The organism is Frankia sp. Hr75.2, assembly GCF_949319125.1.
Lineage (GTDB): Bacteria > Actinomycetota > Actinomycetes > Frankiales > Frankiaceae > Parafrankia > Parafrankia soli.
Genome location: NZ_CASGGV010000321.1, coordinates 86,793 through 101,144, shown reverse-complemented (window position 1 = coordinate 101,144; position 14,352 = coordinate 86,793). Strand labels below are relative to the sequence as shown.

The following is a 14,352-nucleotide window of genomic DNA, read 5'->3' as shown; positions in this document are numbered from 1 at the left end:
CACCTATCAGTCGGGTGACGGGTGGTGCAACGGTCTTCCCTTGTTCAGGCTCAATTCAGAGACTGCTGCACTGATTACTCTTCCAACCCCCGACGGTGTTCAGCGCTCCATAGTTGACAGGTGCGGGCTGATTACCAGAGCAGGACAGGCTACCGCCGATATGGTTCCCCGACACCACAATCGGCCTTTGCCCTGTGTTGTTGTTAACTATCAGCACTGAGGACCCGATATTCGTGTGAGAAACGAGCACCTGTCCGGTTGTCTGGCCGATGCTGAGCGACCCACCGACACCGACGTCACGGATGTGAACTCTGGTCGCGCCACCGGTGTTGATCGACCCGCCGATGCTGGCTTTATCAGCGACGAAACCAGCGCCACCCGAGACATTAATCGAACCGGTCACTCTGGCGCCTGGTGCCAGGCACGTAACACCCGTGGTCAAGCTCAGCGAACCCTGATGAGTGCCGGCCACAGTGTGGTCACACGACTGGAAGTAGTTCTCGAACTCGTAGTCAGAGATTTTTTGACCACCCCTCGTACCCACCTCACCACTGGTACGGAAGTGAACCCCCACGTTGATCCGAGCATTGATCATCTCTTCTGCCATTTGAGAGAAGCTCGTGAAGCTCCGGGTTGTGTTGGAAGACCGACTGAAGACACTGATCGCGCCTCCGGCGATGGTGTCACTGCCGAAGAAATCCTCGAACGCCCTCGTGTACACTCCAGCAGCGTAGTTGTGGCCCGCCGGGTATTCCGGATGCTCCCACTCCGACTGGTCTTCCAACGGCAACCAATCCGGATCGACCGCTGTCGCCGGGTTCCCGTCTGCGTCAGCCTCGCGGATCGCCGTAACCGGCCGCCACCTGTGGTAGAGGTACTTGTTGTGGCCAACCATTATCTGGCCGTCGGCCTCCGCAAGAGCTGTCATGGCGAACAGGCGAGCCGTCTCCGACCCATCAAGGCTCTGACGCCGGGCGAGTTGCGCGGCGATGTCGCCCCACGGCGCCTGTTGCCAATATAGTCCGACATCAAGTTGTTCCGGCGTCCGCGTCGTGCTTGACTGCGACCCCAGGCTCTTTGTCTCGTTGACGTCTGCCGCGTACCGTTCACTTGTCAGCGGGATCGGCGCTTCAACCTGAAATCGCTCAACTCCGGGAATTAGGAACGGCTTCACATTCCTAACCCACGCATGGGCATCCAGTTGGTAGCTCGGAGGTACCGGCCGGAATTCCCCAGGCTCGTTTCCGATTGGGAAGGTCTCGTCTTCCGCATTGCGCCCATCGTTCTGGCGGGCGGCGAGCATCGCCGATGCAGCCTCCTCACCCACAGCGATGCCGCCGTTCTTCGCTGGGCCGTTGGGAATCAAGGCAAGGGTGGACTGGTATTTGGAATCGAGCGTTGCTTCCATCTCCGGGAGGAGGCTCAACAACACCCTGTAGGAAGCTGTCGCCGCCGCCGCTCCCACAGAGTCGCCCGGATCCGCCGAGGGGGGTATGGCAACGTATGCCTGATGGGTACGGGAGATCCCGTTTGTCGCGTCATAGACCGCACCGTTGACCATCGCCTTGTCGGGTGCGGAGACCCACGGCGGGGTTGCGCTGGTCAAACCCCTGTTGAACAGCAGAAACCCACTGGTCTGGTACCAGTCGATGATTATATTTCTATCGGTTTCGGTTGATGCGGATGCGGGTGACGCCGACATGATTGGGACGGTAGCCGCAGCCAGGCAGGACAGGGTGGCACCACAAATTCCCGCCAGAAATCCTTTACGACTTAATTGTCGGTTTCTCATACCTACCTTCTCCCTTGCCGGCATCATGGGGATTCTTTGCTTCGGGACCAACAGTCCGCCGCTATTACAGCAAAACCTCCTGGCGTGTCGTCGACGACACGCCATACATGAAGTCCCGTAGCCACGGAGATCGATAGGTGTAGCCGGCCGGAGGGAAGGTACACTTCCGGATCGCGAGGGGTTTTACTGTAGTACTATTGGCAGGATTTAAAATATCCGCGCTATCGCACTTTTGCAGGCACCTGATCATCGATCGAACCTGCTACCACTCGCCTGTAAGGCGCCACCGCGCCAGCGCCGTAGTTGACCTGTATGAACGCAGGTCACCCCGGAGTGTTGGGCACACAATTGTGTTGTGTCTCAACGATCTCGATCGAGGCGATTTCGAGAACCCGATGCCGTGGAGATCACACTCCTCACGGCACTGCCGGGCCTCCTGAGCGAGTCGTACTGGAGCGCCGGCGAGAGCGATGGCTCGCTCGAGGGGGCTTCGCGCGGTCAGGCGACGTCGAGCCAGGCACGGCTTTCCCAGCGAGCACCGCCCGCCCGTTCGACTGGACCGCCTGTTCCTCGGCGGACACCGTCAGCCGGTCAACGAGATCGTCGGCTTCGAGGACGCCGCAGAGGGCACGCCAGGTCCGGGGTTCGGCCGCCGAGGCGGTCACCTATCGGTCGTTGGCAGATCGGTAGAGCCGTCGGCCCGCGGCCCATCCCATCCTGGACGCACCGCCGGCGAAGCAGCCCGGCATGCCGGACAACAGCCACGTCGACGCGTCCGCGATGGAGGCGTCGACGGAAACAGCGGGTGTCGGTGCGAGCCGCACCGGCGAACGCGGCGGCCACGGCCATCGCCGCGACGGCACCGGCCACGGGCGCGGCGATCAGTGCCCGGGACATCCACGGGAGCTGCTCCCCATCGCGGCCAGCACACCGGAATGGCCGAGGAAGGTGATATCATGACCGGCACGTCCGACGTAGGGGCTGTCGGCCCCGAAAGTGGACGGGGCCCGCTCACACCAGCCGCGGGTGACGCCGGCCGTCTGCGCGTATCCGAAGCCCGCCTTCTCCATGGCCCCCGGTCAGGCACTGTCGACGACGGCATCCGTTGAGGCGCGCACCCGCCCGCACGACCTCACGCAGAGGAGAGCGCCGCCCAGATCGGGTGCCAGGAGGCGATCGCGGTGGCAACTGTCGCGGCCGTGAGCAGTCCCGTCATAGCCAACGGCGCCGCCGCGCGGCGCAGCCGAACGGCGAGCGGCGTACCCCCGTCTCCGGACAGCCGGACCTCCTGCAGGATCACGACGGACAGGACCAGCAGGAAGGTCAGGGAGTCCTGCAGGGCGAACAGGAGATAGCCCGATCTCCCGCCCGCGTGATGGACGGTGAGATAGGTCCAGCAGGCCGCGAGCGGGACGACCACCATCGCGACGTAGGGAGCCATGGGTCGCAGCGAGACGGCTCCGGCCTCACCCCCCACTCCCTTCTTCGTGATCATGTATGGCTTCTTGACTCTGAGGACGACCTGGACGAGCGCGGAGAGGACCACGATCCAACGGGCGGCATGCAGGACGATCCCGCGCCAGGTCAGCCGTATACCGGTCGGCACGTGCCACGGCCGGCTCCACCACCAGATCAGCAGCGAGGCGACGCTCAGCGGAACGCTGTGGGCGAGGAAGTCCAGATAGTGGACCTTCGCGATGGCCTGGTTCAGGCAGAGCGCGAGAAGCGGCAGCGCGAAGAGGATCAGCATCGACAGCGACCAGAGGGTGTACCAGGTCTGAGCGAAGAGAAACTGGACGGCCTGCCGCAGTCCGTACCGGCGGAGCAGTCGGGGCGTGTGCCGCAGGAGGACCTCGATCATCGAGTACGCCCACGCGAACTGCTGCGACAGATAAGTCTCGAACGTCTCGGGCCCGTCACCGGTCGCGATGACATCCGGGACGAAGACGCCCTGGTATCCGCGCGCAGCCAGGCAGACGGTGTCGAGGTGGTCCTCCGCCCTGGTCGGCTGGAACCCGCCGATCTCGAGGATGCCGGCCGTGTCGTAGGTGCAGTGACTCCCGATGATGAAGGGCGTCCGCGAGAACCCGAAGAACCCCATCTGAAGCGGTCCCTGCAGACCCAGTTCCTGCTCGGCCGCGCCCCGGGCGGTCCAGTGTTCGAAATTCCCGTACACACTCGGCGCCTGCACCCACTTGACCTTTGGGTCGGCGAAGTAGCCGAGCACCCGGTCCAGGTAGTCGGGGTTCGGTATGTGATCGATGTCGAGCTGGGTGAAGTGGCTGTACTCGTGGCCGTGGGCATCCAGCCAGCTGTTGACGTTGCCGGCCTTGGTCTTGCGTTTGAACGGCGGGTTCCGGCGATTCCAGCCGGCCACCCCCTCCCGCCCCCAGCGGGCCTCGTCATGCCGCGAGAAGTATCGGACACCTACCGACCGGGCGAGCTCCTCGATCTCCGGTGAGGAGACCTTGTCGACGAGTATCCAGCTGTCGTGCGGATATCTGATCCTGCTCATCGCCACCAGTTGGCGACGGACGATCTCGAGGGACTCCGAGCCGGGGACGGTGAGGCTGATGACGGCAACCCGCCGGATCGGCGCCGAGATCTCCGCCTGGCGCACCGGAATGGGAACGGGCCGCCGCATGTGCCCGACAAAAATCAGATACATCCCCGCCAGGAGGGTACCCACGTAGAAGAAGGACACCGACATCAGCACGAACAGCACGATCGAGCCGACGTTGTCGGCGCGTAGCCACCACCACCAGAAGAACACCGTGGCAGCCAGCCACCCCACCGTGATCAGCCAGTACTGCAGTTTCTGCCACCGGCTCATCACGGCCGTCGACCGGACCCGGTTCCCGGAATTTTCCAGGAGGCTTGGCGTTAACCTCTGGTACTGCAGGGGGACGGTCAGCGGCCCGACACCACCCGCCAGATCCTCCGAAACGTACGCCTCGCGCACCGGACCATTCACCGGTCTCCCCCAGAAGAATGCGCGCGCTCGTTTCGACGAGCGGCGAAGAAAAGAGCCACCATGCGTCCCCGCACACAAGGTGCACGGAGAGGAAGAGCGCCACCGCCGGTCACACAGAAGAAAGGCGAGGCTACAGAGGCGAAGGGATCACCCGCGAGTAGAAGCACCCCGCTCCGGCGAACGCCTCCGCGACAAACAGTGATCTTTCATCGTCATGACCAACACTGACGATCAGCTCGTCGCCCGATGACCTGCCACCGCAAGTCCGCCCCCCAAGCCCAGGCATTCGACCGGGGCACCCACACAAAGGTCAGCATAGCCCGGATGATGTTCGAGGCTAGACCACTATCATCCGACTGGCAACGCTTGGCACCTTTCGCGACAACCTCATTACCCAGAGCGACCACCGACACCGACGGTCCGGCGCCACCGGGCGAGAGTCCATGTAGACCAGCAACCAAGATCGAGGATCGGAAAGTCGGCGAAGCGGTATATTTCACCGGCGGTACGCGCGCCGAGCGCGCTCCACGACAACGCGGTGAATCGGCAGCCCGGAGTCACCGTCCCCGGGCACGCACACGGCGGACGGCTGACGGCTGACGGGCAGGCGACCTGCGGGAAGAGGAACCGAGACCCATGCGGGGCAGCGCCGCGCGCGTGATTCACATCGTGAGCCTGATCGTGGCCGCGGGTACGGTGGCGGTAACGGTCACCGTCCTGACCGGGCGCGACAGACCGTCACGCGAGGTCCTCAGCGTCCGGGGCGCGGACATCTCGTTCACGCTCCAGGAGGAGGCCGCTGGGACCGGCCTCTCCGACGGCGGGCGGCGCCTCCCCATCGAAAGGATCCTTGCGGCGCACGGCGCGAACTACGTCCGGCTCCGGGTCTGGGTCGATCCACCCGCCGGATACAGCGACGAGCAGTCTGTCCTCACCCTGGCACGCCGCGCGACGGACGCGGGGCTAAGAATAGTGCTTAATCCGCACTATTCCGACTTCTGGGCGGACCCGCATTCACAGGAGATCCCGGTGGCGTGGCGTGGCGCCGATCTCGTGACGACGGCAGCGAAGGTCCGGGAATACACACGCGGTCTGGTCGCCAGACTGGCGGCGCAGGGAACGCCCGTCGACATGGTTCAGATCGGCAACGAGATCACCAACGGGATGCTCTGGCCGCTCGGCGATGTCCGGGACGGCACACGAACACAGTGGTCACGCCTCGCGGAGCTGGTCAACAGCGCGATCGAGGGTGCCCGCGAAGGCACGTCGGGCCGGCCCGTGGCCATCGTCCTCCACGTCGACAGCGGGGGCGACCTCGGCCGCTCGGAGTATTTCTTCGGCAACCTCATCCAGGCGGGCGTCACCGCGTTCGACGTCATCGGGGTGAGTTACTACCCGTACTGGACCGGCTCCCTGGCGGCGCTACGGGCAACGCTCGACGGCCTGGCCCGGCAGTACCACCGGGACATCCTCATCGCGGAGACCGCGTATCCGTGGACGTTGGTCGACCCCGGGCCGGGCGACTGGGTCACGTCCCCCGACCAGCTACCGGACGCCATGACGGTGCCGGCGACGCCGGCCGGGCAGGCAGCCTTCTTCGCCGAGCTGCGGCAGATCCTCCACGACGTTCCGGACGGCCGAGGCCTGGGGTTCCTCGCCTGGGAGCCCGGCTGGCTCACAGTTGCCCCCAAACCCGGCGAGCCGATCCCCGGAGCGAACCTCGCGATGTTCGACCGGGACGGGGTCGGGCTGCCCAGCCTCGCCGCGTTCGCACCCCCCGACGCCACCGGCCTGTGAACGCGGATCACACCAGGCGACGAAGAGGACGACCGCCGGGACGACGCCGCGTAGGGGCCTATCCCCTCCGGACCCGGATTGAGGTCGGCATCTACCAGCAGCGGGGCATCCTCACCAAGGACAGCCTTCGCGAACAGGCCGGACGACGACTCGGAATCGTCTCAGCGCGGGGCACCTGGTATCTCGTCCCGCGTGTCCTCGGGAGAGGCCCGAACCTCACCGGGAACGACACCATGTTGCTCCCCTGCGGCGCACAGGCGGGACCAGACCGCCCGGGTGGCGTCGTCGCTGGGGAAGAACGACTCCAGTCGTAGTTCCTGCGCGGTCACATCGATCGGCGTGCCGATCGATGTGACGACGGAGAACAGGTCAAGGGCGTGCCGGCCACGTCGAACCGCACGTCGATCACGGGCGCGGCGGCGTCCCACGGCTCGGGGGCGGCGAGCAGCGCGGCGACGTCGGCTCGCGCACGCAGCCGGCGCACCAGCGCATCGGTGCGCTCATCCAATACTCCGCCCACAGCCTCGCGCCGGGCCCGTTCCAGCAGATGCGGGACGACGCTGTGCCAGTTGCGCACCGCACGCCGCACCGGCCCGGCTCGATAACCATCTGGAGGACGTTCGCGGACTCCACATACAGCCGCCCGAACAGCAGCCGGGCACCGTTGTTGGCCCGCACCAGGTCCCAGCTGCGGTTCAGCACCACCGCCGGCAACGGATCGTGGCCGCGGAGCATGGGCCGACAGCGCCGTGTTCACGCGGTCCAGCTGGGGCTGTCCAGCGGCTCCGCGGTGTATGCCGGCGCGTAGCCGCCGGCCAGCAGGAGCACGTTGCGCTCCCGCAGCGGCACGTCCAGGGCGCGGGCCAACCGCCCGATCATCTGTCGGCTGGGCTGCGCCCGGCCGCTTTCGATGAAGCTCACGTAACGGGGCGTGCTGCCCGCCGCCGACGCGAGCTCCAGCTGACTGATCCGGCGTACCCGCCGCCAGTGGCGCAGCTGCTCTCCGAGCGGCGGACCGGCAGGTGACGCGGACTGCGGTACCGACATGACACGCACCGTACGGTGCAGCCCGGGCGGGATCCCTTCCCTGGCAGGGAATCGCGCCCATGCCTCGGACTACGCCGCACAGCCTCGTCGGCGCGGACAGCCCCACCCTGCCACCCCGAATCACCCCGCCGTGAAGCGCCTGGCGCGGTGCAGACGGACCGCCCGCAGCACCGCGGCATCGAGCGCGACGGCCGCGACGATGGCGAGCGAGCCGAGGGGCACCCAGTCGCCGAGGCGGGCATACGGGGTGCCGGTCGCGCTGGTCAGCGGCAGGTCTACGACATAGGCGCCGCGCCCGTCCCTGCCCAGGCGGAACAACTGCCGGCCGGAGGCGTCGAAGGCGGTGGACACGCCGGTCAGCGTGGCGTGAAGGACAGGCCGTCCCGCCTCGACCGCCCGCAGCGCGGCGAGGCTGGCGTGCTGATCGGGTGCCCAGCTGTCCTGGAAGGTCGAGGTGGCCGACTGGACGACGACCACGTCCGCGCCGTCGTTCGCCAGACGGCGGGTCATGTCCGGGAAGGCCGACTCGAAGCAGACCAGCGGACCGAGCCGGATCGTCCTGCCGTCCGGCTTCCCCGCGGCGAGCACGGTAAGCCGGACGCCCTTGCGGCGGTTCTCAGCGGCTGCCTCGGTCACCGCGGTCAGCCAACCGAAGACGGGGCGCAGGGGGATGTACTCCCCGAACGGCACCAGCCGCATCTTGTCGTACCGCCCGCGCGGGCCGTCCGGTCCGACCAGCACTGCCGACTTGTAGATCCCCCCGCCCCCGTCGTCGGGGCTGGCGACCTCATCAGCACGCCGCGCATCGGTGTTGACCAAGACCGGGACACCGAGCATGCGGGACAGATCCTCGAGCCGGCGCAGCCGTGCCTGGTCGTCGACGAGGTCGAACCCGACGCTGCTCTCCCCCCACACGACCAGGTCGACCCCGGTGCCGACCAGGCTTCTGGTGGCCGCCTCACCGTCGGCGAACCGCACGTCGGCACCGTGGACGACGCCTGGCTGGACGCCACCAACGGTGAGCGTGCCGGTGTTGGCCGGGGTGGGCACGGCCGCCGCACCGGCCACCATCACGGCAACGAGCAGGCCGGCTGCGAGCGCGACGCCAGCCCGCCACGGTCGCCGCCGCCCCGACCGCAGGCCCGGCATGACCGCGGCAGCCACCAGCAGGTTGACCGCAGCGAGCAGGAAGCTCAGCAGCCACACCCCGCCGACGGCGGCCAGCGGCAGAAACGGTCGGGCGTTCCACTGGCTGGCACCGAGCAGCGCCCACGGCCCACCGAAGCCCTCCCACGACCGGGCGAACTCCCCGATCACCCAGCCGGACGGGACGGCGACCAGCGCCCAGGCGAGACGGCGGTACCCGGGCGGTTGGGAGGGCAGCCGGGGGCGCAGAGCCGTCCAGACCAGGACACCCCACGGCATCCAGGTGACGCCGAGCGCCAGACCGAGGACGACGATGAACGGACCGGTGTTCGGAACCAGCCAATAGCAGGTCGCCAGGAAGAACCCGGTACCGCCGCACCAGGCACGGATCGCCGCCTCCCGCGGGACGGCGGCCGCCACGATCACCAGGGTTGCCGGCACCACCCCGACGAAGCCGACCGGCCACGCCGACAGCGCGGGGAACGCCACGGCGGGCACCGCCCCGAGCAACGCGGACAGCGCCCGGTACCGCCACCGGGACCACCGGGTCGGCACCAGCCACACATGCCCGCCCGCGTCGACGGACACGGGGCGGCCGGCGCTGCTGGCCATGTCTCGATGGTGCTACCGGGCCCGGCGGCGTGCGCCCGGAGGAGCCCGCCCGGCCACTCCCGCTCGTCGAAGGCGGAGAACCACTCGGCCCTGGCCCGACTCGACGACCGCCTGAGCGGAACCCGACTGACCAATCACTCCCGCGACGGTGGTCACGCTGCGCGTTGCTCATGGGGTTGCACCGGTCCCCGAAAGATATCGCGGCTGGTCACGAGCTTGATCGGAGATCAACGAGCATGCGGAACCAGCGCGTGGGCGCGGCAGGGGTCGAACCTGCGACCACTCACTTGTAAGGCTCCAGAGGGCAAACACTGTACTCGACCTGCATATATGAAGGTCGCTACTAAGCGTCGGGCGCACAATTGTGTCTAAACAATCTCTCGGGCGATGACTCAGGCGATCACAACGTGGGGAAAATCATGTTCACCTCGATCCTAGGCGCCATCCTCCCGTACGAGCTTTGTTGTGCCGCCACCGCCTCCCGGTGACACTGAACGCATGGAAGGAACCCCGTTTACCATCGGTGGACCCGAGCTGGTCACCGACGTGAGCCCGGCGGGCTGGGTCGTGGACGGAACCCGCGGCCCCGGCTACACCGTCGGCTCCCTGGTGCCGCGGAGCTTCGCCGCGTACGCCCGCGTGTTCCACCCGGCCTATCTGGACGAGGCCGAAGTTCGCTGGACCACCGTGGCCCACGGAAATGGACGCCTACCCCACCCCTCCATGGAGTGGATCTCCATCACTGGCTCCTGGCAATACTTGCAGGGCAGCAGCGATCAGCCCGGTCTGTGGAACAACCAACCAACGCAAGGATCCCTCCCCGTTCCACAGACAGCACGTCTTTCCGGCCTGCTCGCTCGGCACACGACCACCGCGAATCGGTGCTGGTTCGCCGTATGGCGAGGATTCGGCGCACTCGCCGTGCCCACCGCCGGAATTCCGACCATCGCCATGACGCACCGTCCCATGGTCCTGCTGACCGGCCCACTGACTGCGGCGACCGCATCGCTGGAGCATCCACCCTGGGATCGGCGGGCCAGCCTGTGGTGGCCCGAGGACCGCGCATGGTGCGTCGCCACCGATGTGGACCTGATGACCACCTACGTCGGCGGCAGCCGGGCCTGCATCAACGTCCTCACCGCAGACGACCAGCTCGAAGCCATGCCCGTCCCAGTCGACCAGCGGATCACTTGGGACAGCGACAGCATCAACCCGACCCCGCCGCGGACAGCCCACTGAATGACTCGCCTCACGCGGACCAGAGCCGGAGGCGGGCCTCGACTCCGGCGCCGCGCGGGCGTGGAGGTCCGGTTGGGCCGGACCCTCCCGGACGGCGCGGCGAAGAGCAAGATCGCACTGCTGATGGGATGGGCCGTCCTATGATGCGTAGCATGCCGAATCTGAGCGTGTCGGTTCGTGAGGCCACCCTGCAGGACGCTCGAACTCAGGCCGAAGCCGCCGGACTCACCCTGTCAGCCTGGGTCGACAAGACCCTGACCGAGGCCATCTGGACAGCCCGGTTCGCTCGACAGCAGCAGCGCAACGCAGCGCTCGGAGTGACTCCCAAGGCCCTCGACGCCGAGTTCGCCCGTCTGGAGGAGCTGCGCCGCCGTGCAGCAGGGTGAGGTGTGGGCGCGCGCGGACGCGCCAGCCCACGCCCTGATCGTTTCAGCCGACCTGTACAACCGAGCGGGTACGGGCCGAGTCGTGACCTGCCCGGTCATCCCCGGTGAACCGCTGCCCCACGACGACTACGCCGCCGACGCCGGGATCACCACCCCGATCAGGGGCACGATCCTGCCCGAACTCGTCGCGTGGATGCCGGTCTCCGGACTGTCCCATCCACTCGGCCCCATCCCCTCCGACGCATGGCAGCGGGTCGACCAGATCCTGCGCCGCGTCCTCGGACACTAAAGGCGAGCCAGCAAGCAGCAGCGCCTTCGATCAGTTGAGCGACGGCACCCGCGTCGGGCGTGAACCGCCTCGGGTTCAGTCGTCGCGGTCAACACCAGGCTGGTACGACGAGCGTTGCTGCGGACGATCCTGGACAGGGTCCGCGGCGCGACGGATGACATCTCGACGGTCAGATCGTCGATGCTCGATGTTCCCGGGCAACCGCCGACAATCAGGGACGTCCCGTGAGCCTGGCCGGGTACCTGCATGATCGAAAACTTGTGTTGTGCCTGAACGCTGTGCTCTACACGCGGGCCTACGGAACGATCTCTGTATCCGTCGAGGCGTTCGAGGATCCGCCGCCGAGGGGACATAGCAGCTGGTCGCGAGCTTGATCAAAAATCAAGCGAACACGCGGAACCAGCGCGTGGGCGCGGCAGGGATCGAACCTGCGACCACTCGCTTGTAAGGCGAGCGCTCTCCCGCTGAGCTACGCGCCCGGGGTGGATGCCCAGCCTACGCAGGCATCGTCCGTCCGGTGGCACGGCCGATCGCCGGATCGGTGAGGTGACCGTGCCCGGTCGCAACGTTAGCGGATGATCCCGGATCGTGGGTCAGGAAACCGGGCGCGGTCGCCCGAACATGCGGGTGAGGGCTGCGTCCACATCGGCGGCGAGGTCGCCGCTGAGGGCACGCTCAGGCCCCTCCACGGCTGGTTCCCCGCCATGACGTCCCGCGGAGGCGTTGGGAGTGTCTGTGGCGGCCGGCACGCCCTTGGCGGATCCTGCGGCCGGCGGGCGCAGAGCACCGGTTGTGGTCTCTGGCACGTCGGAGGCGGTCCGCGACGGTTCGGGGATGAGTGAGGACAGTCCGGGCGTGGCTGAGAACGGTTCGCGAGCCGATGAGGGCGGTTCAGGGGCTGGCGAGCGCCCGGCGGGCTGCTGTTCGGAGGATTTCCGCGCGCCGCAGGCCCGGCAGAACACCGTGCCGAGGGCCTTCGCCAGGTGGGTCGAGGCGCAGCGGTCGCAGCGGTCAAGGATCTTCTCCCACTCCGGGGAGGGGCGGCAGGTCGGGCAGACCAGGACCTGTTCGCCGCCGACGACCGCGCGTTGCCAGGGGCTCGCGCCCCGGACTGGGTCGGTCTGTCGCGTACTGCAGCGGAAACACGGCATGAGGTTCCCCGTCCTCGAAGACCGGCGGCGCACGTCGCCCGTGCCATGCCACGCCGGGACCCCCGCGAGGTGTCCCTGACTCGGGAACACCTCGCGGGGGTCCGACGGGCGAGGCGACCCGGCCCGCCGCTCGCCGGGACTACAGCGAGGCGAGGGCCTTGAGGTACTCGGCCTGGTCGCGTGCGTCCGGAATGTTGTTGACGACCTTCCAGCGCACCTTGCCCTCCTTGTCGATGATGAAGGTTCCGCGGAGGGAGATGCCCTTCTCCTCGTTGAAGACCCCGTAGGCCTTCGCCACCTCGCCGTGCGGCCAGAAGTCGGCCAGCAGCGGGAACTCGTAGCCCTGCTGGTCGGCCCAGACCTTGTGCGCGAAGGAGGAGTCGACGGAGATGGCCAGCACCTGCACGTCGTCGTTCTGGAAGGAGGCCAGGTCGTCCCGGACGGAGCACAGCTCGCCCTGGCAGACGCCGGTGAAGGTCAGCGGGTAGAACAGGAGCACCACGTTGCGGCGGCCCCGGAAGTCGGACAGGGTGACGACCTCGTTGTTCTGGTCCTTCAACGAGAAGTCGGGGGCGACGGCTCCGACGTCGACGGTCACGAGCTCTTCCTCTCGATTGCGGTTGGTTTTCGCGTCCTGCGGTGCTGTTCGACCTCTCGGTCTTCGCGACCTGTCGGTCCTCTCCGCCAGCATGCCACCGTCGGCCGCGGCCTTGCGCTCCGGCTGCGGCCGGTGTGCCGGATCCCGCGGGCAGGCCGGGGCGGTGGGCAGCGGCGGCGCTACGACACGGATGCGATGGCGAACAGGATGAGCACACAGGGGGAACACATCGGGGCGGGTACTCGGCAACGGCACTCGAAGATGTAGAGACCCGAAACGGCTCCAAGACGTGCCCGGCCGGCCGCGGATGGCACTTTTCCGGTCAGCGAAGCCACAGGAAGGCGCGGGAGCCGGTTTCCGGGACTCTGGTGCCCTAGTCTGACCGGTCAACGACCGCGGCGAGCTAGTCGTGCCGGACAACGACAGAGGTGACCGGGCGGAGTGTGCTTTTTCCGGCCGTTGCCCCGGCTCGCGGCCACGCCGCGGACGGGGCCGCACAGTGGCGCGTCGGGCGTCCCGCGGATGCCGACAGCAGGGAGGTCGTGACCACCTTGACCGATCACATGCCGCCGTCCGGCCCACCTGGCTGGGGCCCGGGCGGCCACGGAAGCCCCGGCGGACAGCCGCCCGGGCCCGGCGGTGCCTTCGGATCGTTCCCGGACGGCCCTCTTGGAGCACCGCCCGGAGGCCCGCGCGGGTTCGCCGGCGCGGCCGGGCCGGCGGGTGCGCCCGGTCCGGCCCCGGGTGGTCCGGGCGGCTACCCGCCGTTCCCCCGGGAGGGCTCGAATCCCTACCCGCCCCATCCCGGGGCCGGGCAGACCTATCCCGTGCCGCCCGGATACGGGCCGCCGCCGGCCGGTGTGCCGCCGGTCGGAGCCGGCGTCCTCGGTAAACGGCGCAACCCGTTCGGGGTGTGGCTCGGCCTTCCGCTGATCACTCTCGGGATCTACGGGTTCGTCTGGGTGTACAAGACCAACAAAGAGCTTGCCGCCTACAACTCGCGGATCAAGGTCAACCCTACGCTGTCGCTGCTGGCCTTCCTGATCGGCTGGGTGCTGATCGTCCCGCCGTTCGTGGCGGCGTGGCGGCTGGGGACGCGGACAGCGGAGGCGCAGCGCGCCGCGGGCCTGCCGGAGATCAGCCCGGGGATCGCGTTCCTGCTGTGGCTGATCGGCGGTGGGCCGCTCTATCTCCAGTTCGAGATCAACAAGATCTGGAACCGCTACCCCGGCGCGGTCGAAGGCCAGCAGGTGCCGCTGAGCCGCTGAGCCGCACGGCGTAGCGGACGAGAAACGGGGCACCGCGGGCTGTGACGGCCCGC

Annotated in this window: 12 protein-coding genes, 1 tRNA gene and 1 pseudogene; 5 read left to right on the top strand and 9 right to left on the bottom strand. The window is 67.7% G+C overall.

Features of this window, described 5'->3' with window-relative positions; genetic code table 11:
• Positions 1-55 precede the first annotated feature (55 nt).
• Positions 56-1,702 carry a vanadium-dependent haloperoxidase gene (locus AC559T_RS29415; RefSeq protein ID WP_498870769.1) on the bottom strand — a complete coding sequence of 549 codons (1,647 nt, stop codon included), beginning with the start codon at positions 1,700-1,702 and terminating at the stop codon, positions 56-58.
• A 1,222-nt stretch (positions 1,703-2,924) separates the two neighbouring features.
• Complete coding sequence (locus AC559T_RS29410; protein ID WP_498870768.1) at positions 2,925-4,625, bottom strand: glycosyltransferase family 2 protein; 1,701 nt, start codon at positions 4,623-4,625, stop codon at positions 2,925-2,927.
• Positions 4,626-5,435: 810 nt separating this feature from the next.
• Between AC559T_RS29410 and AC559T_RS29405 the strand changes: the two genes are divergently transcribed.
• Complete coding sequence (locus AC559T_RS29405) at positions 5,436-6,563, top strand: glycoside hydrolase family 53 protein (protein ID WP_235014371.1); 1,128 nt, start codon at positions 5,436-5,438, stop codon at positions 6,561-6,563.
• Positions 6,564-6,724: 161 nt separating this feature from the next.
• On the opposite strand, the gene AC559T_RS29400 is transcribed toward AC559T_RS29405, so the two are convergent.
• The 5 genes and pseudogenes from AC559T_RS29400 to lnt form a co-directional block, all read right to left on the bottom strand.
• Complete coding sequence (locus AC559T_RS29400) at positions 6,725-6,892, bottom strand: hypothetical protein (protein ID WP_498870767.1); 168 nt, start codon at positions 6,890-6,892, stop codon at positions 6,725-6,727.
• Entirely contained in the window at positions 6,889-7,152 is a 264-nt protein-coding gene (locus AC559T_RS29395) for a hypothetical protein (protein ID WP_112107902.1), read from the bottom strand. Before AC559T_RS29395 ends, AC559T_RS29400 begins: the two co-directional genes overlap by 4 nt.
• Before the next feature lie 56 nt (positions 7,153-7,208).
• Positions 7,209-7,298: pseudogene (locus AC559T_RS29390) on the bottom strand (MmyB family transcriptional regulator); the annotation flags it as partial.
• Positions 7,299-7,316: 18 nt separating this feature from the next.
• Positions 7,317-7,610 carry a helix-turn-helix domain-containing protein gene (locus AC559T_RS29385; RefSeq protein WP_071061835.1) on the bottom strand — a complete coding sequence of 98 codons (294 nt, stop codon included), beginning with the start codon at positions 7,608-7,610 and terminating at the stop codon, positions 7,317-7,319.
• 120 nt (positions 7,611-7,730) lie between these two features.
• On the bottom strand, positions 7,731-9,368 hold the full coding sequence (lnt, locus tag AC559T_RS29380) for an apolipoprotein N-acyltransferase (protein ID WP_131626013.1): 1,638 nt from the start codon (positions 9,366-9,368) through the stop codon (positions 7,731-7,733).
• Positions 9,369-9,914: 546 nt separating this feature from the next.
• Here lnt and AC559T_RS29375 point away from each other — a divergent pair.
• The 3 genes from AC559T_RS29375 to AC559T_RS29365 all read left to right on the top strand — a co-directional run bounded on the left by AC559T_RS29375 (position 9,915) and on the right by AC559T_RS29365 (position 11,282).
• Entirely contained in the window at positions 9,915-10,607 is a 693-nt protein-coding gene (locus tag AC559T_RS29375; protein WP_498870766.1) for a hypothetical protein, read from the top strand.
• A gap of 152 nt (positions 10,608-10,759) precedes the next feature.
• Positions 10,760-10,993, top strand: coding sequence for a hypothetical protein (locus AC559T_RS29370; protein ID WP_112107904.1), 234 nt, complete (start codon positions 10,760-10,762; stop codon positions 10,991-10,993).
• Entirely contained in the window at positions 10,980-11,282 is a 303-nt protein-coding gene (locus tag AC559T_RS29365) for a transcriptional modulatorof MazE/toxin MazF (protein ID WP_020459472.1), read from the top strand. The genes AC559T_RS29370 and AC559T_RS29365 overlap by 14 nt, the downstream gene beginning before the upstream one ends.
• 407 nt (positions 11,283-11,689) lie before the next feature.
• On the opposite strand, the gene AC559T_RS29360 is transcribed toward AC559T_RS29365, so the two are convergent.
• Positions 11,690-11,761: transfer RNA gene (locus tag AC559T_RS29360), tRNA-Val, on the bottom strand.
• A gap of 811 nt (positions 11,762-12,572) precedes the next feature.
• On the bottom strand, positions 12,573-13,031 hold the full coding sequence (locus AC559T_RS29355; RefSeq protein WP_020459470.1) for a peroxiredoxin: 459 nt from the start codon (positions 13,029-13,031) through the stop codon (positions 12,573-12,575).
• 542 nt (positions 13,032-13,573) lie between these two features.
• Between AC559T_RS29355 and AC559T_RS29350 the strand changes: the two genes are divergently transcribed.
• A complete protein-coding gene (locus AC559T_RS29350; protein ID WP_241831408.1) occupies positions 13,574-14,299 on the top strand; it encodes a DUF4234 domain-containing protein in 726 nt (241 codons plus the stop codon).
• The last annotated feature ends 53 nt before the right edge of the window (positions 14,300-14,352 follow it).

Excerpts from the sequence above, each read along its gene's own strand:
- AC559T_RS29370 (WP_112107904.1), top strand. The coding sequence starts at position 10,760 with ATGCCGAATCTGAGCGTGTCGGTTCGTGAGGCCACCCTGCAGGACGCT.
- AC559T_RS29410 (WP_498870768.1), bottom strand. The coding sequence starts at position 4,625 with ATGAGCCGGTGGCAGAAACTGCAGTACTGGCTGATCACGGTGGGGTGG.
- lnt (WP_131626013.1), bottom strand. The coding sequence starts at position 9,368 with ATGGCCAGCAGCGCCGGCCGCCCCGTGTCCGTCGACGCGGGCGGGCAT.
- AC559T_RS29385 (WP_071061835.1), bottom strand. The coding sequence starts at position 7,610 with ATGTCGGTACCGCAGTCCGCGTCACCTGCCGGTCCGCCGCTCGGAGAG.
- AC559T_RS29415 (WP_498870769.1), bottom strand. The coding sequence starts at position 1,702 with ATGTCGGCGTCACCCGCATCCGCATCAACCGAAACCGATAGAAATATA.